The organism is Xanthomonas arboricola pv. juglandis (assembly GCF_001013475.1).
Classification (GTDB): domain Bacteria; phylum Pseudomonadota; class Gammaproteobacteria; order Xanthomonadales; family Xanthomonadaceae; genus Xanthomonas; species Xanthomonas arboricola.
On sequence record NZ_JZEF01000001.1, the window covers coordinates 488,434 to 511,346 of the forward strand.

20 protein-coding genes and 2 tRNA genes are annotated in these 22,913 nt (G+C 63.7%); 21 read left to right on the forward strand and 1 reads right to left on the reverse strand.

Annotated elements, in window-relative coordinates; all coding sequences use genetic code 11:
* Window positions 1-231 precede the first annotated feature (231 nt).
* Window positions 232-1,032, reverse strand: a complete 801-nt coding sequence (locus XARJCFBP2528_RS02015) for an SDR family NAD(P)-dependent oxidoreductase (protein WP_047124255.1) — start codon at window positions 1,030-1,032, stop codon at window positions 232-234.
* 112 nt (window positions 1,033-1,144) lie between these two features.
* On the opposite strand from XARJCFBP2528_RS02015, the gene tpiA reads away from it, so the two are divergent.
* The 21 genes from tpiA to infB all read left to right on the forward strand — a co-directional run bounded on the left by tpiA (window position 1,145) and on the right by infB (window position 22,897).
* Window positions 1,145-1,900, forward strand: a complete 756-nt coding sequence (gene tpiA / locus XARJCFBP2528_RS02020) for a triose-phosphate isomerase (RefSeq protein ID WP_016902991.1) — start codon at window positions 1,145-1,147, stop codon at window positions 1,898-1,900.
* 33 nt (window positions 1,901-1,933) lie between these two features.
* Window positions 1,934-2,407, forward strand: coding sequence for a preprotein translocase subunit SecG (gene secG, locus XARJCFBP2528_RS02025; protein WP_016902992.1), 474 nt, complete (start codon window positions 1,934-1,936; stop codon window positions 2,405-2,407).
* A 49-nt stretch (window positions 2,408-2,456) separates the two neighbouring features.
* Window positions 2,457-2,541, forward strand: a tRNA-Leu gene (locus tag XARJCFBP2528_RS02030).
* Window positions 2,542-2,643: 102 nt separating this feature from the next.
* Window positions 2,644-3,000 (forward strand): NADH-quinone oxidoreductase subunit A, encoded by a 357-nt coding sequence (locus XARJCFBP2528_RS02035; protein ID WP_003485539.1) that lies wholly within the window; start codon window positions 2,644-2,646, stop codon window positions 2,998-3,000.
* Entirely contained in the window at window positions 2,991-3,545 is a 555-nt protein-coding gene (locus XARJCFBP2528_RS02040) for a NuoB/complex I 20 kDa subunit family protein (RefSeq protein ID WP_016944318.1), read from the forward strand. Before XARJCFBP2528_RS02035 ends, XARJCFBP2528_RS02040 begins: the two co-directional genes overlap by 10 nt.
* A gap of 36 nt (window positions 3,546-3,581) precedes the next feature.
* The gene (locus XARJCFBP2528_RS02045; RefSeq protein ID WP_016902994.1) at window positions 3,582-4,334 is read left to right on the forward strand and encodes an NADH-quinone oxidoreductase subunit C; all 753 of its coding nucleotides are present in this window, start codon (window positions 3,582-3,584) and stop codon (window positions 4,332-4,334) included.
* On the forward strand, window positions 4,331-5,638 hold the full coding sequence (locus tag XARJCFBP2528_RS02050; protein ID WP_016902995.1) for an NADH-quinone oxidoreductase subunit D: 1,308 nt from the start codon (window positions 4,331-4,333) through the stop codon (window positions 5,636-5,638). Before XARJCFBP2528_RS02045 ends, XARJCFBP2528_RS02050 begins: the two co-directional genes overlap by 4 nt.
* Window positions 5,635-6,162 (forward strand): NADH-quinone oxidoreductase subunit NuoE, encoded by a 528-nt coding sequence (gene nuoE, locus XARJCFBP2528_RS02055; RefSeq protein ID WP_016902996.1) that lies wholly within the window; start codon window positions 5,635-5,637, stop codon window positions 6,160-6,162. The genes XARJCFBP2528_RS02050 and nuoE overlap by 4 nt, the downstream gene beginning before the upstream one ends.
* A gap of 3 nt (window positions 6,163-6,165) precedes the next feature.
* Window positions 6,166-7,500 (forward strand): NADH-quinone oxidoreductase subunit NuoF, encoded by a 1,335-nt coding sequence (gene nuoF, locus XARJCFBP2528_RS02060; RefSeq protein ID WP_024937978.1) that lies wholly within the window; start codon window positions 6,166-6,168, stop codon window positions 7,498-7,500.
* Complete coding sequence (gene nuoG / locus XARJCFBP2528_RS02065) at window positions 7,497-9,731, forward strand: NADH-quinone oxidoreductase subunit NuoG (protein ID WP_026064435.1); 2,235 nt, start codon at window positions 7,497-7,499, stop codon at window positions 9,729-9,731. The genes nuoF and nuoG overlap by 4 nt, the downstream gene beginning before the upstream one ends.
* Window positions 9,728-10,819: an NADH-quinone oxidoreductase subunit NuoH gene (gene nuoH / locus XARJCFBP2528_RS02070; RefSeq protein ID WP_039522183.1), complete on the forward strand. Its 1,092-nt coding sequence runs from the start codon at window positions 9,728-9,730 to the stop codon at window positions 10,817-10,819. The genes nuoG and nuoH overlap by 4 nt, the downstream gene beginning before the upstream one ends.
* Window positions 10,820-10,822: 3 nt before the next feature.
* Entirely contained in the window at window positions 10,823-11,311 is a 489-nt protein-coding gene (gene nuoI / locus XARJCFBP2528_RS02075) for an NADH-quinone oxidoreductase subunit NuoI (protein ID WP_002810206.1), read from the forward strand.
* Window positions 11,312-11,315: 4 nt separating this feature from the next.
* On the forward strand, window positions 11,316-11,978 hold the full coding sequence (locus XARJCFBP2528_RS02080; protein WP_172837831.1) for an NADH-quinone oxidoreductase subunit J: 663 nt from the start codon (window positions 11,316-11,318) through the stop codon (window positions 11,976-11,978).
* Window positions 11,975-12,280, forward strand: coding sequence for an NADH-quinone oxidoreductase subunit NuoK (nuoK, locus tag XARJCFBP2528_RS02085; RefSeq protein ID WP_006450557.1), 306 nt, complete (start codon window positions 11,975-11,977; stop codon window positions 12,278-12,280). The genes XARJCFBP2528_RS02080 and nuoK overlap by 4 nt, the downstream gene beginning before the upstream one ends.
* Before the next feature lie 7 nt (window positions 12,281-12,287).
* Window positions 12,288-14,477, forward strand: a complete 2,190-nt coding sequence (gene nuoL / locus XARJCFBP2528_RS02090) for an NADH-quinone oxidoreductase subunit L (RefSeq protein ID WP_047124256.1) — start codon at window positions 12,288-12,290, stop codon at window positions 14,475-14,477.
* A gap of 20 nt (window positions 14,478-14,497) precedes the next feature.
* Window positions 14,498-16,000: an NADH-quinone oxidoreductase subunit M gene (locus tag XARJCFBP2528_RS02095; protein ID WP_039522180.1), complete on the forward strand. Its 1,503-nt coding sequence runs from the start codon at window positions 14,498-14,500 to the stop codon at window positions 15,998-16,000.
* Between the two features lie 36 nt (window positions 16,001-16,036).
* Complete coding sequence (gene nuoN, locus XARJCFBP2528_RS02100; protein ID WP_039523046.1) at window positions 16,037-17,497, forward strand: NADH-quinone oxidoreductase subunit NuoN; 1,461 nt, start codon at window positions 16,037-16,039, stop codon at window positions 17,495-17,497.
* A 202-nt stretch (window positions 17,498-17,699) separates the two neighbouring features.
* Window positions 17,700-17,776: transfer RNA gene (locus XARJCFBP2528_RS02105), tRNA-Met, on the forward strand.
* 210 nt (window positions 17,777-17,986) lie between these two features.
* Window positions 17,987-18,577, forward strand: a complete 591-nt coding sequence (gene rimP / locus XARJCFBP2528_RS02110; protein ID WP_024937971.1) for a ribosome maturation factor RimP — start codon at window positions 17,987-17,989, stop codon at window positions 18,575-18,577.
* A gap of 4 nt (window positions 18,578-18,581) precedes the next feature.
* A complete protein-coding gene (gene nusA, locus XARJCFBP2528_RS02115) occupies window positions 18,582-20,093 on the forward strand; it encodes a transcription termination factor NusA (RefSeq protein ID WP_016903006.1) in 1,512 nt (503 codons plus the stop codon).
* A 95-nt stretch (window positions 20,094-20,188) separates the two neighbouring features.
* Window positions 20,189-22,897 carry a translation initiation factor IF-2 gene (gene infB / locus XARJCFBP2528_RS02120; RefSeq protein WP_039522179.1) on the forward strand — a complete coding sequence of 903 codons (2,709 nt, stop codon included), beginning with the start codon at window positions 20,189-20,191 and terminating at the stop codon, window positions 22,895-22,897.
* Window positions 22,898-22,913 lie beyond the last annotated feature (16 nt).

Consider the following 22,913-nt stretch of genomic DNA (forward strand, 5'->3'; position numbering starts at 1 on the left):
TCGTAACACCATGTTTCCAGCCACGGACTGCGGCGCTGGGCGGGGCCGTTCACAGCATCCGACGTCCGCTCGCGACGTATTGCCAGTCGCCCTGCGCTGCAGACAGGAGCGAGGCTGCGGCCGGTATCGGTCTTGGCTATACGGACAAGCTGGCTGCTGCAAGCGGCGCGCGGTCACGGGTATGTGGCTGCGCAGGCAAGACGCTGCAGGCAGCCGATGCGCCGCCGCCTCTCACTGCAACGGACGCACCCGCTGCGATCCGCGCGCCATCAGGCGCAGTGCGAGCGCATGCGGCACCACGCGCAAGACCGCATTGACCAGACGATAGCGCCAGCCCGGCACGGCCAGTACCTGGCCGCGTTCCAGCGCGGCAATGCCGTACTCGGCAACGTCGTCGGACTGCAGCCACGCCCAGTGGGGCAGGGTGGACATCGCCGCGCGGGTGCCGGTGACATCGTGAAACTCCGACCAGGCAAAGCCGGGACACAGCGCGCAGACCTTGACCGCGCAGTCGGCGTTCTCCAGTGCCAGCGATTCGCTGAAGCGCAGCAGGAAGCTCTTGCTGGCTGCGTACAGCGTCTGCCCGTCGGCACTCGGCGTCAGTGCGGCGAACGAGGCCACATTGAGGATGCGGCCCTGGCCGCTGGCACGAATCATCGGCAAGAGCCGCCAGGTCAGTTCGCACACCGCGCCCACCATCACCTGCAGAAAGCGTGCGTGCGTGGCCCAGTCATTGTGCAGATAGCGGCCCGGCACGCCGTAGCCGGCGTTGTTGACCAGGGTGCCCACCGTCCAGCCATTGCGCTGGATCTGCGCAACCAATGCTTCGACCGCGGCGGGATCGCCCAGATCGGCCGGCACCACTTCCACCCGCACCAAGGGCCGCAACTCCTCGGCCAGCGCCTGCAGCCGGTCGACCCGGCGCGCGGTCAGGATCAGCGGCACGCCACGCCTTGCATAGGCACGCGCAATCTCGCGGCCGATGCCGCTGGAGGCGCCGGTGACCAGCGCGAAGACAGGCGAAACGGACATGGCAGGTTCCTGCTGGAGGAGGGGGAGGACAGGCAACGGACAGAAGTGTGCCGGCTGCCGACAGGGCATGGGCTATTCTGTCGCCTGTCTTCCACTCAGGAACCTGCGCCTGATGCGTCGAAAGATCGTTGCCGGAAATTGGAAGCTGCATGGCAGCCGCGCCTTCGCCACCGAACTGGTGGCCCAGATCGCCGCACACATGCCCCTGGAGGGTGTCGATGTCGTCATCCTGCCGCCACTGCCTTATCTGGGCGACCTGATCGAGGATTTCGAGGAACACCATCTGTGTTTCGGTGCCCAGGATGTCAGCAGTAACGAGAAGGGCGCCTATACCGGTGAAGTCTCGGCCACGATGCTGGTCGATGTCGGTGCCGAGTACGGGCTGGTCGGCCACTCCGAACGGCGCCAGTACCATCGTGAGAGCAGTGAGCTGGTGGCGCATAAATTCGCCGCCGCCATGCATGCCGGGCTGATTCCGGTGCTGTGCGTGGGCGAGTCGCTGGAGCAGCGCGAGGCCGACCAGACCGAGGCGGTGCTGCGCGCCCAGCTCGAGCCGGTGCTGGCGCTGGTGGGCAGCGCGGGCTTTGCCCGCGCCGTGCTCGCTTACGAGCCGATCTGGGCCATTGGCACCGGCCGCACCGCCAGCCCGGAGCAGGCGCAGGCGGTGCACGCGTTCCTGCGTGGCGAAGTCGCGAAGGCGGATGCTAGAATCGCTGATTCTCTGCCCATCCTGTACGGGGGCAGTGTCAAGCCCGATAACGCCAGCGAGCTGTTTGCGCAGCCCGACGTCGATGGCGGGCTGGTCGGAGGCGCCTCGCTGGTCGCCGAGGATTTCCTGGCCATCGCGCGTGCGGCGGCCGCTTGTTAACCCATTAAGTTTTGTCCGGGGACGGATTTCGAAATGCTGATGTTGATCCTCAATGTGGTCTACGTGCTGGTCGCGCTGGCGATGATTGCGCTGATCCTGATGCAGCGTGGTGCGGGTGCGGCAGCCGGTTCTGGCTTCGGCGCCGGCGCGTCGGGCACCGTGTTCGGCTCGCAGGGTGCGTCGAACTTCCTGTCCAAATCGACCAAGTGGCTGGCGGTGGTGTTCTTCAGCATCAGCCTGTTCATGGCGTGGTACGCCACCCACGGCGCACGTCCGACCGACCAGAACCTGGGCGTGATGTCGCAGTCGGCCACCCCGGCGCCTGCCGCCGCGGGCGAGCTGACTCAGCCGTTGCGGCAGGCGCCGGCCGCCGGCGCAGTCCCGACCGCGCCTTCGCAGCCAGTGCCTGCCGCAACTCCGGCTGCAACGCCGGCGCAGTCTGCACCGGCACAGCAGGTGCCCACGGCACGCGAAGAAAACGCTTCAGAACCAGCACAAAAACGCTGAAGCCGGTTACAATACGCTGCGCACTGGGATGCCCAGCGGCGCAACGTATGCCCAGGTGGCGGAATTGGTAGACGCACTACCTTGAGGTGGTAGCGACTTAGGTCGTAGGGGTTCGAGTCCCCTCTTGGGCACCATTGTTTGGCTGCAGTTCCTGCGCATCGCTGGTCGCGCGCGGGGTCTGCCTATACCCCATGCCGGCACGCGGCGCGTGCGGGCAGAGGCAAGAGAGAATCGCTGTGCTGGCCGAATATTTGCCGAGTCTGCTGTTTCTGATCGTCGCCACCGGTATCGGCATCGTGCTGATGCTGGTCGGTCGATTCCTCGGTCCGCGTAGTCCGGACCCGCGCAAGCTCTCGCCTTACGAGTGTGGCTTCGAAGCCTTCGAAGACGCGCGCATGAAGTTCGACGTGCGCTACTACCTAATCGCGATCCAGTTCATCGTGTTCGATCTGGAAATCATCTTCATCGTGCCGTGGACACAGGTGTTCATGGAGATCGGCGCACGTTCGCTGGTCACCATGGGCCTGTTCGTCGGCATGTTGTTCCTCGGCTTTATCTACGTGTGGAAGAAGGGAGCGCTGGAATGGGAGTGATTCAGACCCTGGATCGTCTGATGACCAACCCGATGCCGGAAGGCCGGGTGGAAGACATCCTGCGCCCGGAAGGCGAAAATCCGCTGCTCGAGAAGGGCTACGTGACCACCAGCGTCGATGCGCTGCTGAACTGGGCGCGCACCGGCTCGATGTGGCCGATGACCTTCGGCCTGGCCTGCTGCGCGGTCGAGATGATGCATGCCGGTGCCGCGCGTCTGGATCTGGATCGCTACGGCGTGGTGTTCCGCCCGTCGCCGCGCCAGTCCGACGTGATGATCGTGGCCGGCACGCTGGTCAACAAGATGGCCCCGGCGCTGCGCAAGGTCTACGACCAGATGCCGGACCCGAAGTGGGTCATCTCGATGGGCAGCTGCGCCAATGGCGGCGGCTACTATCACTATTCGTATTCGGTGGTGCGCGGTTGCGATCGCATCGTGCCGGTGGACATCTACGTCCCCGGTTGCCCGCCGACCGCCGAGGCGCTGGTATACGGCATCCTGCAGCTGCAGAAGAAGATCTGGCGTACCCAGACCATCGCGCGCTGACACCCGTCTTCTTCTACTGAGAGCAGCCAAGCCCCCATGGCAGAGCAAGCATCTTCCTTCACTGACCGACTTGCGGCACGTTTCGCCGGTGCGCAGATCGCCGTGGCATTGCCGCGCGGCGAAGTGACGCTGGAAGTCGCTGCGGCCGATTGGCACGCCACCTGTCTGGCCCTGCGCGACGAGCTCGGTTTCGAACAGCTCAGCGACCTGTGCGGCGTCGATTACCTGGGCTACGGCAGCGACGAGTGGGATACCGCCGACGTGTCGTCGCAGGGTTTCAGCCGCGGCGTCGAGGGCAAGGCCGTCGGTCGTTTCGCCTGGGGCGAATTTCCCAGCCAGGAAAGCTCCGACGGCGCCCATCCGCAGCACATGCCCAAGCAGCGTTTTGCGGTGGTCGCGCAGCTGATCTCCTACCAGCACAACCAGCGTCTGCGCGTGCGTTGCTACGCACCGGACGAGCAGGTACCGATGGTGGCCTCGTTGACCGATATCTGGCCCGGCGTGAACTGGTTCGAACGCGAAGCCTTCGACCTGTTCGGCATCGTCTTCGATGGCCATCCGGACCTGCGCCGCATCCTGACCGACTACGGATTTGTCGGCCATCCGTTCCGCAAGGATTTCCCGCTGATCGGCAACGTCGAAGTGCGTTACGACGATGAGCGCAAGCGTGTCGTGTACGAGCCGGTGACCTCGGTCGAGCCGCGCGTCGGTGTGCCGCGCGTGATCCGCGACGACGCCCGTTATGAGACTGCCGCTGGTGAAGTGGGCAAGTCGGAGACCGCCAAGTGAGTGAGTTCCGCCAGGCAACCGATGCCTTCGCGAGCAATCCTGTCGAAAGCAAGCAGGAAATCCGCAATTACACGATGAACTTCGGCCCGCAGCATCCTGCGGCGCACGGCGTGCTGCGCCTGATCCTGGAAATGGACGGCGAGACCGTGGTGCGTGCCGATCCGCATATCGGCCTACTGCACCGTGGCACCGAGAAGCTGGCAGAATCCAAGCCGTTCAACCAGTCGGTTCCGTACATGGACCGCCTGGATTACGTGTCGATGATGTGCAACGAGCACGCCTACGTGCGCGCGATCGAGTCCCTGATGGGCATCGAAGTGCCCGAGCGTGCGCACTACATCCGCACCATGTTCGACGAGATCACCCGCATCAAGAACCACCTGATGTGGGTTGGTTCCAACGCGCTCGACCTGGGCGCGATGGCGGTGATGCTGTACGCGTTCCGCGAGCGCGAAGAATTGATGGACGTCTACGAGGCGGTCAGTGGTGCGCGCATGCACGCTGCCTACTACCGTCCCGGCGGCGTGTATCGCGATCTGCCCGATCGCATGCCCAAGTACAAGGAATCCCGCTGGCACAAGGGCGGGGCACTGAAGAAGCTCAATGCAGCGCGCGAAGGCTCGATGCTGGACTTCCTCGAGGATTTCACCAATACGTTCCCGTCGCGTGTGGACGAGTACGAGACGCTGCTGACCGACAACCGTATCTGGAAGCAGCGTACCGTCGACGTCGGCATCATCAGCCCGGATCTGGCGCGTGCCTGGGGCATGACCGGTCCGATGCTGCGTGGCTCGGGCATCGAATGGGACCTGCGCAAGAAGCAGCCGTACGCCAAGTACGATGCGGTGGAGTTCGATGTACCGGTCGGCACCAATGGCGATTGCTACGACCGCTATCTGGTGCGCGTGGCCGAGATGCGCGAGTCCAACCGCATCATCAAGCAATGCGTGAAGTGGCTGAAGGCCAACCCCGGCCCGGTCATGGTCACCAATTTCAAGGTCGCTCCGCCAAGCCGCGAAGGCATGAAGGACGACATGGAAGCGCTGATCCATCACTTCAAGCTGTTCAGTGAAGGCTATTGCGTGCCGGCCGGCGAAACCTATTGCGCGGTCGAGGCGCCCAAGGGTGAGTTCGGCTGCTACCTGATGTCCGATGGCGCCAACAAGCCGTTCCGCGTGCATCTGCGCGCGCCGGGCTTTGCGCATCTGTCGTCGATGGACGCGGTGGTGCGTGGCTATCTGCTGGCCGACGTCGTGGCGATGATCGGTACTTACGATTTGGTTTTCGGTGAGGTTGACCGATGAAGGCGACGGGTAATTTCGAAGCGGCGCGCGACGTCGATCCGCAGGTGGTGCTGAGCGACAAGACGCGCGCGCACATCGATCACTGGTTGAGCAAGTTTCCGCCCGATCGCAAACGTTCGGCCGTGCTGCAGGGCCTGCACGCTGCGCAGGAGCAGAACCAGGGCTGGCTGACCGACGAGCTGATTGTCGGCGTGGCCAAGTATCTGGACCTGCCGCCGGTGTGGGCCTACGAGGTGGCCAGCTTCTACTCGATGTTCGAGACCGAGAAGGTCGGCCGCCACAACGTGGCGTTCTGCACCAACATCAGCTGCTGGCTCAACGGCGCCGAAGATCTGCTGGCGCACGCGGAAAAGAAACTGGGTTGCAAGCTGGGGCAGTCGACAGCCGATGGCCGCGTCTACCTCAAGCGCGAAGAAGAGTGCCTGGCGGCCTGCTCTGCAGCGCCGATGATGGTCATCAACGGCCATTACCACGAGCACCTGACGAAAGAGAAGGTCGACGCGCTGCTGGACGGGCTGGAGTAAGACATGGCACATCATCACGCACCCTCAGGCCCGGTCGGTCCGGCGCCGTTGCCGCATCAGGTCGTCTACACGACGCTGCACTACGACACCCCGTGGTCGTACGAGAGCTATCTGAAAACCGGTGGCTACGCCGCGCTGCGCAAGATCCTCGAAGAGAAGATCGCGCCGGCCGACGTCATCGAGATGGTCAAGGCGTCCAACCTGCGCGGCCGTGGCGGCGCAGGCTTCCCGACAGGCCTGAAGTGGTCGTTCATGCCCAAGGGCACGATGCAGAAGTACATCCTGTGCAACTCGGACGAATCCGAGCCGGGCACCTGCAAGGACCGCGACATCCTGCGTTACAACCCACACTCGGTGGTGGAGGGCATGGCGATCGCCTGCTACGCCACCGGCTCGACGGTGGGCTACAACTACCTGCGTGGCGAGTTCCACCACGAGCCGTTCGAGAACTTCGAGCTGGCGCTGGCCGATGCCTATGCCAACGGCTGGCTGGGCAAGAACATCCTCGGCAGCGGCGTGGACATCGATATCTACGGTGCGCTGGGTGCCGGCGCCTACATCTGCGGCGAAGAAACCGCGCTGATGGAATCGCTGGAAGGCAAGAAGGGCCAGCCGCGCTACAAGCCGCCGTTCCCGGCCAACTTCGGCCTGTACGGCAAGCCGACCACCATCAACAACACCGAGACCTATGCGTCGGTGCCGGCGATCATTCGCAACGGCCCGGAGTGGTTCCTGGGGCTGAGCAAGACCAAGAACGGCGGCCCGAAGATCTTCTCGGTGTCCGGCTGCGTGCAGAAGGGCGGTAATTTCGAAGTGCCGCTCGGCACCACCTTCGACGAACTGCTGGAAATGGCCGGTGGCCTGCGTCCGGGCCGCAAGCTCAAGGGCGTGGTGCCTGGCGGCGTGTCGATGCCGGTGCTGAAGGCCGACCAGGTCGCCGGGCTGCAGATGGACTACGACACCTTGCGTGCGCTCGGCACCGGCCTGGGGTCGGGTGCGATCGTGGTGCTGGATGACAGCGTGTGCTGCGTGCGCTTCGCCTGCCGCATCTCGCAGTTCTTCCACAAGGAATCCTGCGGCCAGTGCACCCCGTGCCGCGAGGGCACCGGCTGGATGCACCGCGTGCTGGAGCGCATCGTTGCCGGCAAGGCCACGATGGAAGACCTGCATCAGCTGCGCACCGTTGCCGGCCAGATCGAAGGACACACCATCTGCGCCTTCGGCGAGGCGGCGGCGTGGCCGATCCAAGGCTTCCTGCGCCAGTTCTGGGACGAGTTCGAGTACTACATCGTCAACGGTCGTTCGATCGTCGACACGCACGTCGGAGTGGCCGCATGAGCGCCCAACCAGTGAACCCCAACGTGCCACCGGATCATGTCACCGTCGAGATCGACGGCCAGTCCCTGGTGGTGCCGAAGGGTTCGATGATCATCCAGGCGGCCGACAAGGCCGGCATCCCGATCCCGCGCTTCTGCTACCACGAGAAGCTGCCGATCGCGGCCAACTGCCGCATGTGCCTGGTGGACGTCGAGAAATCCCCGAAGCCGTCGCCCGCCTGCGCCACGCCGGTGATGGACGGCATGAAGGTCACCACGCGTAGCGAAAAGGCGCTGAAGTACCAGCGCAGCGTGATGGAATTCCTGCTGATCAACCATCCGCTGGACTGCCCGATCTGCGATCAGGGCGGCGAGTGCGAACTGCAGGACGTGTCACTTGGTTACGGCCGTTCGGTCAGCCGCTTCAACGAGCGCAAGCGCGTGGTGCCGGATGAGGACATCGGTCCGCTGGTCGCCACCGAAATGACCCGCTGCATCCAGTGCACCCGTTGCGTGCGTTTCACCGCAGACATTGCCGGCACCTACGAGCTGGGTGGCATGTATCGCGGCGAGAACCTGCAGATCGGCACCTACGACGGCAAGCCGCTGACCACCGAAATCTCCGGCAACGTCATCGACGTCTGCCCGGTGGGCGCGCTGACCAACAAGGTGTTCCAGTTCCGTGCGCGTCCGTGGGAGCTGATGGCGCGCGAGTCGCTCGGCTACCACGATGCGATGGGCTCGAATCTGTTCCTGCACGTGCGTCGCGGCGAAGTGCTGCGCACCGTGCCGCGCGAGAACGAGGCGGTCAACGAGTGCTGGCTGTCCGATCGCGATCGTTATTCGCATCAGGGCCTGTATGCGGAAGACCGTGCGGTCAAGCCGCTGAAGAAGGTCAACGGGCAGTGGACCGAGGTGAGCTGGGCCGAAGGTCTGGCCGCCGCGACGCAGATCCTGCGTGACAACGCCGGCGATCAACTCGGTGTGCTGGTGCATCCGTCCACCTCCAACGAAGAGGGTGCCTTGCTCGCACGTCTGGCCGAAGGCCTGAACAGCGGCAATGTGGATCACCGCCTGCTCAACCGCGATTTCTCCGATGCCGCGGTGGCCGAAGCGTTCGCCACGCCGCTGGCCGAGATCGAGCGCGCCGATGTGGTGGTGCTGTTCGGCACCAACGTACGTCACGAGCTGCCGTTGCTGCATGCCCGCCTGCGCAAGGCCAGCATCCAGAACGGAACGCAGATCCATTCGGTCAACCCGGTCGATTTCGATTTTGCCTTCACCCAGGCAAGCCGCACGGTCGTAGCGCCGTCGCAGCTGGCCGGCGCCCTGGACGATGCGGCGTTGCGCGATGCGGTCAAGGGCGCCACGCGCGCCGTGATCGTGGTCGGCGCACTGGCTGAAAACCACCCGCAGGCTGCCGCATTGCGTGCCGCTGCACGCGACTTCGCCGCTGCAACCGGCGCCTCGCTGTGCCGCATCCCGCAGGGTGCGAACGCGGTCGGTCTGGTGTCGCAGGGTGTGCTGCCGACCGCACGCGATGTCGCCGGCATGCTGGCGCAGCCGCGCCAGGCCTACGTGCTGTATGGCATCGAGCCGGGGCTGGATTTCGCCGATGCCGCCGCTGCACGCAGCGCCCTGGCGGGTGCCAAGGTGGTCGCGTTCAGCCAATTTGCCTGCGCCTCGACGCGCGACGTGGCCGATGTGATCCTGCCGATCGGTGCGCTGCCGGAAATCGACGCATCGCTGACCAATCTGGATGGCCGCGTGCAGACCGCACGTGCCGCCGGTCGCCTGCCGGTCGAAGCCCGCGAAGGCTGGCGCGTACTGCGTGCACTTGGTGGCGAGCTGGGTCTGGCCGGTTTCGAATTCATCGATCTGGTCGGCCTGCGTGCCGGCATGCAGAACCGTTCCGTCAGCCCTGTCGCTTCGGCGCAGCCGGCTGCGAGCAGCGACGGGCTGGAAGTTGCCGCCACCGCTGCGATCTATCGCACCGATGCGGTGGTGCGCCGCGCCGCCGCGCTGCAATCGCATCCGCTCAACATCGCGCCGTGTGTGGCGATGCATCCGGAGCAGGCTGCGCAGTTGCAGGTCGGCGCTGGTCAGATGGTCAAGGTCGGTACCGACGCCGGTAAGGCGACGTTGCCGGTAGTGCTGGACAAGCGCGTCGCACCGGGCACGGTGTGGATCGAATCCGGCCATGGCGCAACCGCGCCGCTCGGTGCCGGTCGTGTAACGGTGGTGGCTGCATGAACGAATTGCTGTTGAACCTGGTCGATCCCTTGCACCAGTGGTTTGTCGGTCTGGGCGATGGCGGCGTGGTGCTGTGGACCGTGCTGAAGATCCTGCTGATCACCGTGCCGGTGATCGTGTCGGTGGCCTTCTACGTGGTCTGGGAGCGCAAGCTGATTGGCTGGATGCACGTGCGTCACGGGCCGATGTACGTGGGCATGGGCATCTTCCAGGCCTTTGCCGACGTGTTCAAACTCTTGTTCAAGGAGATCGTGCAACCGAGCAGCTCGCACAAGGCGATGTTCATCATCGCGCCGCTGCTGACCCTGGCGCCGGCCTTCGCGGCCTGGTCGGTGGTGCCGTTCGACGCGCAGCTGGTGCTGTCCAACGCCAACGTCGGTTTGCTGTATCTGCTGGCGATGACCTCGCTGGGCGTGTACGGCATCATCCTGGCCGGCTGGGCGTCCAACTCCAAGTACGCGTTCCTGGGTGCGATGCGCTCGGCCGCGCAGGTGGTCAGCTACGAAATCGCGATGGGCTTTGCGCTGGTCGGCGTGATGATCGCCTCCGGCAGCGTCAACCTGAGCCAGATCGTATTCGCGCAGGCGGGCAGCTCCGGCTTCTTCGACTGGTTCCTGATTCCGCTGTTCCCGTTGTTCATCGTGTACTGGGTGTCCGGCGTCGCCGAAACCAATCGCGCGCCGTTCGACGTGGTGGAAGGCGAATCGGAAATCGTCGCCGGCCACATGGTGGAGTACTCGGGCGGTGCGTTCGCGCTGTTCTTCCTGGCCGAATACGCCAACATGATCCTGGTCAGCTTCCTGATCTCGATCTTCTTCCTCGGCGGCTGGTTGAGCCCGATCCAGGGTTGGGTCAACGCGGATATCTCGCCGTGGATCGACTGGTTGTGGAAGGGCGGTTGGCCGTGGCTGCTGATGAAAGTGTTCTTCTTTGCCAGCGCCTACATCTGGTTCCGTGCCAGCTTCCCGCGCTACCGCTATGACCAGATCATGCGTCTGGGCTGGAAGGTGTTCATTCCGCTCACGATCGTGTGGATCGCAGTGACGGCGTTGATGGTGTTTTACGGCGTGATCCAGAAGGGCGTGTAACTGATGAACAAGATCACCCATTACTTCAAGAGCCTGCTCCTGCTCGAACTGCTAGGCGGCCTGTGGCTGACGTTGAAATACACGTTCAAGCCCAAGTACACCGTGCTGTACCCGATGGAGAAGTTCCCGCAGTCGCCGCGTTTCCGTGGCCTGCACGCATTGCGTCGCTATCCCAACGGCGAAGAGCGCTGCATCGCCTGCAAGCTGTGCGAAGCGGTGTGCCCGGCGCTGGCGATCACCATCGACTCGGCCAAACGCGAGGACGGCTCGCGCCGCACCACGCGCTACGACATCGATCTGTTCAAGTGCATCTTCTGCGGCTTCTGCGAAGAAAGCTGCCCGGTGGACTCGATCGTCGAGACGCACATACTCGAGTACCACTTCGAGAAGCGTGGCGAGAATATTGTCAACAAGCCGCAGCTGCTGGCGATCGGAGACCGGTTTGAAACCGAGATCGCCGAGCGTCGCGCTGCCGATGCCGCCTTCCGTTGAGGTCATGATGGACTGGGTCACTATTGCTTTTTACGCCTTCTCCGCCGTCGCGGTCGTGTCCGCCGGTGCGGTGATCAGCGTGCGCAACCCGGTGTACGCCGTGTTGTGCCTGATCCTCACCTTCTTCTCGATGGCATGCATCTGGTTGCTGGTCGGCGCCGAGTTCCTCGGCGTGACGCTGGTGCTGGTCTACGTCGGCGCGGTGATGGTGCTGTTCCTGTTCGTGGTGATGATGCTGGACATCGACACCAGCCGCCTGCGCGAAGGGTGGGTCAAGTACATGCCGGTCGGTGTCATCGTGGCGGTTGCCATGCTGGCGCAGATGGTCACCCTGATCGGGGTCAAGGCGCGCAGTGCCGCACCGTTCCCGGCCGATAACGCCGCTGCGCAGGCCGCCGACGTGTCGAACCTGACCTGGCTGGCCAAGACCCTCTACACCCAGTTCCTGCTGCCGTTCGAGTTCGCCGCGGTGATCCTGACCGTGGCCGTGGTGGCCGCGGTGATGCTGACCCTGCGCAAGCGCACCGGCATCAAGCACCAGAATGCGGGCGAGCAGTCGCGGGTGAAGGCGGGCGATCGTCTGCGCATGGTCAAAATGGCGGTTGAAAAGCCGGTACAGGTCGCGCCGAAGCTGGATGCGGCCGACGGACAGGAGGCGAAGTCTTGATTACCTTGGGCCACCTGCTGGGACTGGGCGCGGTGCTGTTCTGCATCTCCCTGGCCGGCATCTTCCTCAACCGCAAGAACGTCATCGTGCTGCTGATGTCGATCGAGCTGATGCTGCTGTCGGTCAACGTCAACTTCATTGCGTTCTCGCGCGAGCTTGGCGACCCCGCCGGTCAGCTGTTCGTGTTCTTCATCCTGACCGTTGCCGCCGCGGAGGCTGCGATCGGCCTTGCGATCCTGGTGACTCTGTTCCGCACGCGCCGCACGATCAATGTGGCCGAAGTCGATACGTTGAAGGGCTGACCTGTAGATGGAAATCACTCTCTCCAAGAGTCTGTTGATCGCGGTGGTGCTTGCACCGCTGGTCGGCAGCATCATCGCCGGCCTGTTCGGTCGCCAGGTAGGGCGCAAGGGCGCGCAATACGTCACCATCCTGGGTGTGGCGGTCAGCTGCGTGCTGTCGTGCCTGACGCTGTATCAATTGGTGGAGCAGGGCGCCAGCCCGTTCAACCAGAACCTGTACACCTTCTTCGATGTCGGTAACTACTCGGCGCATGTCGGCTTCATGGTCGATCGCCTGACCGCGATGATGATGGTGGTGGTGACCTTCGTGTCGCTGCTGGTGCACATCTACACCATCGGCTACATGGAAGAAGACCCGGGTTACCAGCGCTTCTTCAGCTACATCTCGTTGTTCACCTTCTCCATGCTCACGCTGGTGATGAGCAATAACTTCCTGCAGCTGTTCTTCGGCTGGGAAGCGGTGGGTCTGGTGTCCTACCTGTTGATCGGTTTCTGGTTCAAGCGCCCGACCGCCGTGTTCGCCAACATGAAGGCGTTCCTGGTCAATCGCGTCGGCGACTTCGGCTTCATTCTCGGCATCGCCGGTGTGCTGCTGTGGTTCGGCTCGTTGGACTACTCCACCGTGTTCGCCAATGCGACCACCATGGCCGGTGCCAAGGTGCAGCTGTTCGCAGGCCACGAATGGAGCGTGATGACGCTGATCTGCATCTGCCTGTTCATCGGCGCGATGGGCAAGTCGGCGCAGGTGCCGCTGCATGTGTGGCTGCCGGACTCGATGGAAGGCCCGACGCCGATTTCGGCACTGATCCATGCCGCGACGATGGTCACCGCCGGCATCTTCATGGTCGCGCGCATGTCGCCGCTGTTCGAGCTGTCGGAAACCGCGTTGAACTTCATCCTGTTCATCGGTGCGACCACGGCCTTCTTCACCGGCCTGATCGGCATCGTGCAGAACGACATCAAGCGCGTGGTTGCGTATTCCACACTGTCGCAGCTGGGCTACATGACCGTGGCGCTGGGCGTGTCGGCGTATTCGGCCGCCGTGTTCCACCTGATGACGCATGCCTTCTTCAAGGCGCTGCTGTTCCTGGCAGCCGGTTCGGTCATCATCGGCATGCACCACGAGCAGGACATGCGCAAGATGGGCGGCCTGCGCAAGTACATGAAGGTGACCTACTGGACCAGCGTGATCGGTACCTTGGCACTGGTTGGCACGCCGTTCTTCTCCGGCTTCTACTCCAAGGACACCATCATCGAGGCAGCCGCACACCATGCCCACGAGTCGCATAGCTGGATCGCGACCTATGGCTACTGGGCGGTGCTCGGCGGCGTTTTGGTCACCAGCTTCTACAGCTTCCGCCTGCTGTTCCTGACCTTCCACGGCAAGGAACGATTCCGCGATGCCCATGCGCACGATGCGCATGCGCACGATGCGCATGCACACCACGACAGTGCGCACACCGATGCCGAGGCGCAGGTCCACGCGCACGACAGTCATGCGCACGACGTACATGCACACGATACGCACGGCCACGACGACCACGGTCATGGCCACCATGGTGCCCACGAGCCGCACGAATCCAAGTGGGTGGTGACGCTGCCGTTGATCCTGCTGGCGATCCCGTCGGTGGCGATCGGTTTCTTCACCATCGGTCCGATGCTGTTCGGCACCGACTGGCAGGGCCACCACGCCGCGCATGCGCTCAAGGGGCAGGCAGTGTCGTTCTTCACCGGCATCGTCGATTTCTACGATCCGGCGCGTGACACCGTCGGCGCACTGGCCGAAGAGTTCCATGGCCCGGTCGCCTTCGCACTGCATGGCATGATGGCGGCACCGTTCTTCCTGACCGTCGCCGGTCTGCTGCTGGCTGCGCTGTTCTATCTGTGGAAGCCGGAACTGGCCACCAAGTCGCGCAAGGCGTTCGCGCCGGTGGTGTGGCTGCTGGAAAACAAGTACGGCTTCGACAAGCTCTGGATCAATGGCTTCGCCGGTGGCGGCGTGGTCCTTGGCAAGGCGTCACGTGCCATCGATACCCATGTGGTCGACGGTGTCGTCGTCAATGGTTCTGCCCGACTGATCGACCTGGCTGCAAATCTGCTGCGTCGCACGCAATCCGGTTTCCTCTATCACTACGCCTTCGCAATGATCATCGGTTTGATCGCCTTGTTGGCGGTACTGATGCATTTCTGGCGTTGACCTGTACGGAATAAGAAAACGTGTCGAACTGGCCTTTACTGTCTATCTTGATCTGGCTGCCGATTATCGGTGGCGCCTTGATCCTTGCGTTGCGCAACGCCGAGACTGCCCGCTGGGCATCGTTGGCGGTGGCGGTGGCGACCTTTGTGCTGAGTCTGCCGCTGCTGGGCTACGACACCGCCAATGACGCCATGCAGTTCATCGAACTGCATGCCTGGATCCCGGCCTACAACATCGGCTACAACCTGGGCGTGGACGGCATCGCGGTCGCGTTGATCGTGCTGACCACGCTGGTGACGGTGCTGGCGCTGATCGGTGCCTGGCGCTCGATCGACAAGCGCGTTAATCAGTACGTCGCCGCCTTCCTGATCCTGGAAGGCGTCACGGTAGGCATCTTTGCCGCGACCGACGCGATGCTGTTCTATGTCTTCTTCGAAGCCATGCTGATCCCGATGTTCCTGATCATCGGCGTCTGGGGCGGCCCGCGGCGCATCTACGCGGCGATGAAGTTCTTCCTTTACACCTTCCTCGGCTCGGTGCTGATGCTGGTGGGCCTGGTCTACCTGTACCTGAAGGGCGGCAGCTTCCAGCTGGCCGACCTTTACGCGCTGCAGCTGACCGCCAAGGAGCAGACCTGGATCTTCTTCGCCTTCCTGATCGCGTTTGCGGTCAAGGTGCCGATGTTCCCGGTGCACACCTGGCTGCCGGACGCGCACGTCGAGGCGCCGACCGCCGGTTCGGTGATCCTGGCTGCGATCGCGTTGAAGATCGGTGGCTACGGCTTCCTGCGCTTCAACCTGCCGATCGTGCCGGATGCAAGCCACGAGTTCGCCTGGCTGGTGATCACGCTGTCGCTGATCGCGGTGATCTACGTCGGTCTGGTGGCCCTGGTGCAGGACGACATGAAGAAGCTGGTGGCGTATTCGTCCATCGCGCACATGGGCTTTGTCACCCTTGGCACCTTCATCGCCTTCACCCTGGTGCGTGAGTACGGCAGCACCGACGCCGCCCGTCTGGGCCTGCAGGGTGCGATGGTGCAGATGATTTCGCACGGCTTCGTGTCCGGTGCGATGTTCTCCTGCATCGGCGTGCTGTACGACCGCATGCATACCCGCCGCATCGCCGATTACGGCGGCGTGGTCAACGTGATGCCGTGGTTTGCGACGTTCTCCATGCTGTTCTTCATGGCCAATGCCGGCCTACCGGGCACCAGCGGTTTCGTCGGCGAGTTCATGGTGATCCTGGCCAGCTTCCAGAAGCACCCGCTGGTCGCCTTCGCTGCCGCCACCACGCTGGTGATTACCGCCGCGTATACGCTGTGGCTGTACAAGCGCGTGTTCTTCGGCGAAGTGGCCAATGCCCATGTGGCCGAGCTGAAGGACATCAATGGCCGTGAGGCGTTCGTGCTGGGGGTGTTCGCCGTTGGCGTGCTGGCCCTGGGCCTGTATCCGAAGCCGCTGACCGATCTGATGGAACCATCGATCGCCAAGCTGGCTACCCAGATTGCCGCGTCCAAGCTGTAACAGCTTGCCGTACGTTTTGATTTCCAGGATTTGATGATGACCACGCCAACGCTCGCGCCGTTGACCACCGCTGACCTGGCTCCGCTTGTTCCGGAGCTGGTGCTGATCGGCGGCGCCTTTGCACTGCTGATGCTCGACCTGTTCGTGAGCCAGCGGAACAAGGTCTGGACCCACCTGTTCTCCGTCGCCGTGCTTGCGGTGGTGTTCGCGCTATTGGCGACCGGTACGGGCGGGCAGGGCGAGATCTTCCACGGCATGTTCGTGCGCGACACCGCGGCCGACGTGATGAAGACGGTGATCGTGCTGGTCAGTGGCCTGAGCCTGGTCTACGGCTGGACCTACCTGCGCGAACGTAATCTCTATCAGGGCGAGATCCCGGTGCTGGTGTTGTTCGCCACCGCCGGCATGATGCTGCTGACCTCGGCGGGCAGCCTGTTGATGGTGTACCTGGGCCTGGAACTGCTCGCGCTGTGCTCGTACGCATTGGTCGCCTCCAACCGCGACAACGGCCTGGCCACCGAAGCGGCGATGAAGTACTTCGTGCTCGGTTCGCTGGCCTCGGGTCTGCTGCTGTACGGCATGTCGCTGGTCTACGGCGCCACCGGGACGCTGAGCCTGAGCGGCATTCACGACGCGATCGAAGGCTCCAACGAGCGCACGCTGCTGCTGACCGGCACCATCTTCATGATCGCCGGCGTGGCCTTCAAGCTGGGTGCTGCCCCGTTCCACATGTGGTTGCCTGACGTGTACCAGGGTGCGCCGGCGCCGATCGCCTTGTTCATCAGCTCTGCACCCAAGCTCGCTGCCTTCGGTATGGCGTATCGCCTGCTGGAGGTCGGCATGGGTCCGCTGTCGCCGCAGTGGCATCTGTTGATCGGCGGCCTGTCTGCGGTGTCGCTGGTGATCGGCAACTTGATGGCGATTGCGCAGAGCAACCTCAAGCGCATGCTGGCGTACTCGACCGTCTCGCACATCGGCTTTCTGTTGATGGGCGTTGCCGGCGGTGGCGAGGAAGGCTATGCCGCGGCGATGTTCTACGCGGTGAGCTACACCATCATGTCGACCGCTGCGTTCGGCGCGATCATCGCGTTGTCGCGCAACGGCTTCGAAGCCGAGAACATCGACGACTTCAAGGGACTCAACGCACGCAATCCGTGGATGGCCGGCCTGGTGCTGTGCATCATGGCCTCGCTTGCGGGTATCCCGCCGTTCCTGGGTTTCTGGACCAAGCTGGCGGTACTCGGCGCCGCGGTGAAGGGCGACATGCTGTGGCTGGCCCTGGTCGGCGTGCTCTGCGCGGTGATCGGCGCCTTCTACTATCTGCGCGTCATCAAGGTCATGTACTTCGATGAGCCGGTGGGCGAGCCGTTGCCGGCCAACAACGATCGTGTGCTGGGTACCGTGCTTGGCGTCAACGCGCTTGCGTTGCTTGCGCTGGGCCTGGCCTGGAGCCCGATCATGGTGTGGTGCCAGCGTGCATTTGCAGGCCTCGCCTGAGTCACGCGTCCTTGCATGACCTTGGGGCGCGTGTGCTACGCGCGCCGTCGAGGGAGAACTGAAATAAAGTCGTGATTGCTGTTTCGTTTTTGTTGCAATGCGGTTATCATTTGCCGCGACGTTGAAGACCCCCAGGGTTTTCAATCGATGAAAAACTAGGGCTTGCAATTGCCGCTCAAGTTCTTCATAATTCCGCTTCTGCTGCGGGGTGGAGCAGTCTGGCAGCTCGTCGGGCTCATAACCCGAAGGTCGCAGGTTCAAATCCTGCCCCCGCTACCAAGTTTTGAAGTACTGCTTTAATGCAATGCCTTAGGGCAGTACTTCAGTTTCTTGGATCGCAAAGACGCATGTTCCCGTCTTTGCGCCGACCCTGAGAGGTCGGGCTTTTTTCACGCAAGGGGCCCATCGGGCCCCTTGTTTTTTCCGGAACCGGAAAGTTTGCTGCCGGTTGCCGGGGTTCTACTGGCAATCATCTGATCAGGGCAGTCTGTGAGCGAAAAAGCGACCGAAATCGCGAATCTGCTGAGTCCAACGGTTGAGTCCTTGGGCTTGGAACTGCTGGGTGTGGAATATCTTCCCGCTCCAGGTGGCGCCACGTTGCGCCTGTACATCGATGTGCCGCTGGCCGAACAGCCCGAGCGTGTCATCAACGTCGACGACTGCGAGCGCGTGAGCCGCGAAGTCTCGGCCCAGCTCGACGTCGAAGACCCCATCACCGGCAACTACACGCTCGAGGTGTCCTCGCCGGGTGTTGACCGTCCGTTGTTCACGCTGGAGCAGTTCGGCCGTCACGTTGGCGAGTCCGCCAAGATCGTGCTGAAGCTGGCGCAGGATGGTCGGCGCCGCTTCCAGGGCCAGATCGTGCGGATCGACTCCGAGGCGGACGCGGTGGTGTTCGCCGTCGACGGCAAGGATGTGCAGATCGGCTTCGACAACATCGACAAGGCGCGCATCCTGCCGGATTGGGTCGCCCTGGGCCTGGCCCCGCAAAAACCGAACAAGCCCGGCCCGAAAAAACCCGGGCACGACAAGAAGAAACCATCCAACGAGTCGGCGGCTGGCAAGCCGCGCGCGGAGTGACGAAATGAGCAAGGAACTTTTGCTGGTAGTGGATGCGGTGGCCAACGAAAAGGGCGTGCCGCGCGAAGTGATCTTCGATGCGATCGAGGCCGCGCTGGCTTCCGCAGCGAAGAAGCGCTATCCCGACCAGGACGTGCTGACGCGCGTGACCATCGACCACAAGGACGGTAACTACGAAACCTATCGTCGTTGGGAAGTGGTTGCCGACGATGTCGTGATGGAATCCCCGGATCGCCAGGTGCGTCTGATGGATGCCGTCGACGAAGCCGATGGCGTGGATGTGGGCGACTACATCGAAGAACAGATCGAAAACCCGGACTTCGGCCGTATCGCGGCGCAGGCTGCCAAGCAGGTGATCGTGCAGCGTGTGCGCGAGGCCGAGCGTCAGCAGGTGGTCGATGCCTGGAAGGATCGCGTTGGCGAGTTGATCACCGGTGTGGTCAAGCGCGCCGAGCGCGGCAACATCTTTGTCGATCTGGGCGGCAATGCCGAAGCCTTCATTCCCAAGGACAAGGGCATTCCGCGCGACGTGCTGCGCCCGGGCGACCGCGTGCGCGGCTATCTGGCCGAAGTGCGTTCCGAGCCACGTGGCCCGCAGCTGTTCATCAGCCGTGCCGCGCCGGAATTCATGATCGAGCTGTTCAAGCTCGAAGTGCCGGAAGTGGGCCAGGGCCTGGTCGAGATCAAGGCCTGCGCACGCGATCCGGGCGACCGCGCCAAGATCGCGGTGATCGCACACGACACCCGCACCGATCCGATCGGCGCGTGCATCGGCATGCGTGGTTCGCGCGTGCAGGCGGTGTCCAACGAGCTCAATGGCGAGCGCGTGGACATCGTGCTGTGGAACGAGAACCCGGCCAACTTCGTCATCAATGCGATGGCGCCGGCCGAAGTGCAGTCGATCATCGTCGATGAAGACAAGCACTCGATGGATCTGGCCGTGGCGGAAGACCGCCTGGCCCAGGCGATCGGCAAGGGTGGCCAGAACGTGCGTCTGGCCAGCCGCCTGACCGGTTGGCAGCTCAACGTGATGACCGCCGACCAGGTGGCCGCCAAGTCCGAAGCCGAGCAGACCTCCGCGCGCCAGTTGTTCATGGATCGCCTTGAAGTGGACGAAGAAATCGCAGCGATCCTGGTGACCGAAGGCTTCAATACGGTCGAAGAAATCGCCTACGTGCCGGTCGGCGAGTTGCTGGCGGTGGAAGGCTTCGACGAAGACATCGTCGAAGAGTTGCGCGCCCGTGCCCGCGATGCGTTGCTCAACGCCGCGCTGGCAGAAGAAGAAGGCCTGGAAGGAACTCAGCCCACCGAGGACCTGCTGGCGCTGGAGGGGATGGACGAGGAAACGGCCTTTGCTCTGGCCGAGCACGGCGTGCGCACCAGCGAGGACTTGTCCGACCTGGCAGCGGACGAGATCGTCGACTTCGGCATTGAGGGTCTGACCCAGGAGCGCGCCGCGGCGCTGATCCTGGCGGCCCGCGCCGAGGAGATCGCCCGTTTGGAGCGCGGCGAATGAGCCGGCAATGAACCGCGCCCTGACCCCATCAGGGCTTAGAATCAGCGTTTCCCTTGCTCTGGGCGAGGGGGCGCCAACCAGATCATAGGATCCGAATGTCGCAGCAAACCACCATCCGCAAGCTTGCCGAACTGGTCAATACGCCGGTCGATAAACTGCTGGTTCAACTGGCCGAGGCCGGAATGAAGTTCAGCGGTCCCGACCAGGTCGTGACCAGCACCGAGAAGATGAAACTGCTTGGCTTCCTGCGTCGCACGCATGGCAAGGCCGAGACGCCTGCCGAAGCGGCGAGCGAAGCAGCCAAGAAGATCACGCTCAACCGGCGCAAGCTGCAGGAAGTCACGGTCAGCGCTGGCCGCACCAAGACCACGGTCAACGTGGAAGTGCGGCAGAAGCGCACCTATGTGAAGTCCGAAAACGAAGGCGGTGGCCGTCCTGCGCCGATGACGCCGGACGAAGAGCGCGCCGACATCCTGGCCAAGCTCGCCGCATCGCGTCAGCGCAATCTCGACGAACAGCAGGCGCTGGCCGAAAGCGACCGCGTGCGCGACGAAGCGATCCAGCGCAAGCGCGAAGAGGAACAGGCTGCGCGCGACCGTGCCGAAGCCGAGCGCAAGGCTGCCGAGGAAGCCGCTGCGGCTGCCAGTGCGCCGGCGCCGGTGGCTGCCGCACCCGCACCGCCTGCAGCACCTGCCGCACGCGCGCCGTCGTCGCCGTCTGCGCCGCGTCCGGCCCGTCCGGCTGGCGCATCGCCGGCATCGCGTCCGGCCACGCCGGCGCGTCCGGACGACCGCTCCAATGCGGCCAAGCACAAGACGCGCGGCTCGCACGTCATGGTGGCCGGTGTCGAAGACGACGATGCGACCAAGCGTTTTGCCGGGCAGTTGCACCTGTCCGCGGCCGATCGTGCGCGCCGTTCCAACGTGCGCGGCAAGCCGACCGGTCGTCCGGGTTCGTCGTCCTCGCGTCGTGGCAACGACAACGGCCGTGGCGGCAACCAGGGCAACAGCGGTCCGCATGGGTTCGAGCGTCCGACCGCACCGGTGGTGCGCGAAGTGGCGATCGGCGAGACCATCACCGTGGCCGACCTGGCGCAGAAGCTCGCGCTCAAGGGCGGCGACGTGGTCAAGGCGTTGTTCAAGATGGGCGTCATGGCGACCATCACCCAGAGCATCGACCATGACACCGCCGCGCTGGTGACCGAAGAACTCGGCCACAAGGCCGTGCGTGCCGACAACGCCGACTTCGAGGACGCGCTGCTGGCGCATGCCGAGGATGCACAGGGCGATGCCACGCCGCGTCCGCCGGTGGTGACCATCATGGGTCACGTCGATCACGGCAAGACCTCGTTGCTGGATTACATCCGTCGCACCAAGATCGCCTCCGGCGAAGCCGGTGGTATCACGCAGCACATCGGTGCGTACCACGTCGAAACCGGCCGTGGCGTCATCAGCTTCCTGGATACGCCCGGCCATGCCGCGTTTACCTCGATGCGTGCCCGTGGCGCCAAGATCACCGACATCGTGGTGCTGGTGGTTGCAGCCGATGACGGCGTGATGCCGCAGACCAAGGAAGCGGTGGCGCATGCCAAGGCGGCAGGCGTTCCGTTGATCGTGGCGGTGAACAAGATCGACAAGGCCGGCGCCGATCCGCTGCGGGTCAAGAACGAATTGCTGGCCGAAAACGTGGTGGCCGAAGAGTTCGGCGGCGATACCCAGTTCATCGAAGTGTCGGCCAAGGTCGGTACCGGTGTGGACACGCTGCTGGACGCGATCTCGCTGCAGGCCGAAGTGCTGGAACTCAAGGCAGTGGCCGAAGGCCGCGCCAGCGGTACCGTGATCGAATCCTCGCTGGACAAGGGCCGCGGCCCGGTGGCCACGGTGCTGGTGCAGCAGGGCGCGCTGAAGCGTGGCGATTACCTGGTGTGCGGCATCCAGTACGGCCGCGTGCGTGCGCTGTTCGACGAGACCGGCCATCAGCCGGCCTCGGCCGGTCCGTCGATCCCGGTGCAGGTGCTCGGCCTGTCCGGCGTGCCGGAAGCCGGCGACGACTTCGTGGTCGTCGACGACGAGCGTCTGGCCAAGGACGTGGCGCAGCAGCGCGAAACCAAGCGTCGCGAGTCGCGCCTGGTGGCCTCGGCCAGCAACCGCATGGAAGACATCCTGGCCCAGATGGGCAAGGGTGAAGGCCAGCAGGTGCTGAACCTGGTCATCAAGGCCGACGTGCAGGGCTCGGTGGAAGCGCTCAAGCAGTCGCTGGTGGCGTTGTCCAACGACGACATCCGCATCAACGTGATCCACTCCGGCGTGGGCGGCATCACCGAATCCGATGCGAATTCGGCAGCGGCCTCCAAGGCCACGGTGATCGGCTTCAACGTGCGTGCCGATGCCTCGGCCCGCAAGATCGTCGAATCCAACGGCATCGATCTGCGTTACTTCTCGATCATCTATGACGTGATCGACCAGGTGAAGCAGGTGGCGTCCGGTCTGCTCGGCGTGGAAATCCGCGAGGAGATCATCGGTATCGCGCAGGTCCGCGACGTGTTCCGCAGCTCCAAGTTCGGCGCGGTTGCAGGCTGCATGATCATCGAAGGCGTGGTGAAGCGCAGCAAGCCGATCCGCGTGCTCCGCGACAGCGTCGTGGTGTTCGAGGGCGAGCTGGAATCGCTGCGTCGCTTCAAGGAAAACGTCGAGGAAGTGCGCAACGGTACCGAGTGCGGTATCGGCGTGAAGGCCTACAACGACGTCAAGGCCGGCGATCAGATCGAGTGCTTCGAGCGTATCGAAGTCGCCCGTACGCTGTAACGGCTGCCGGGGCCTG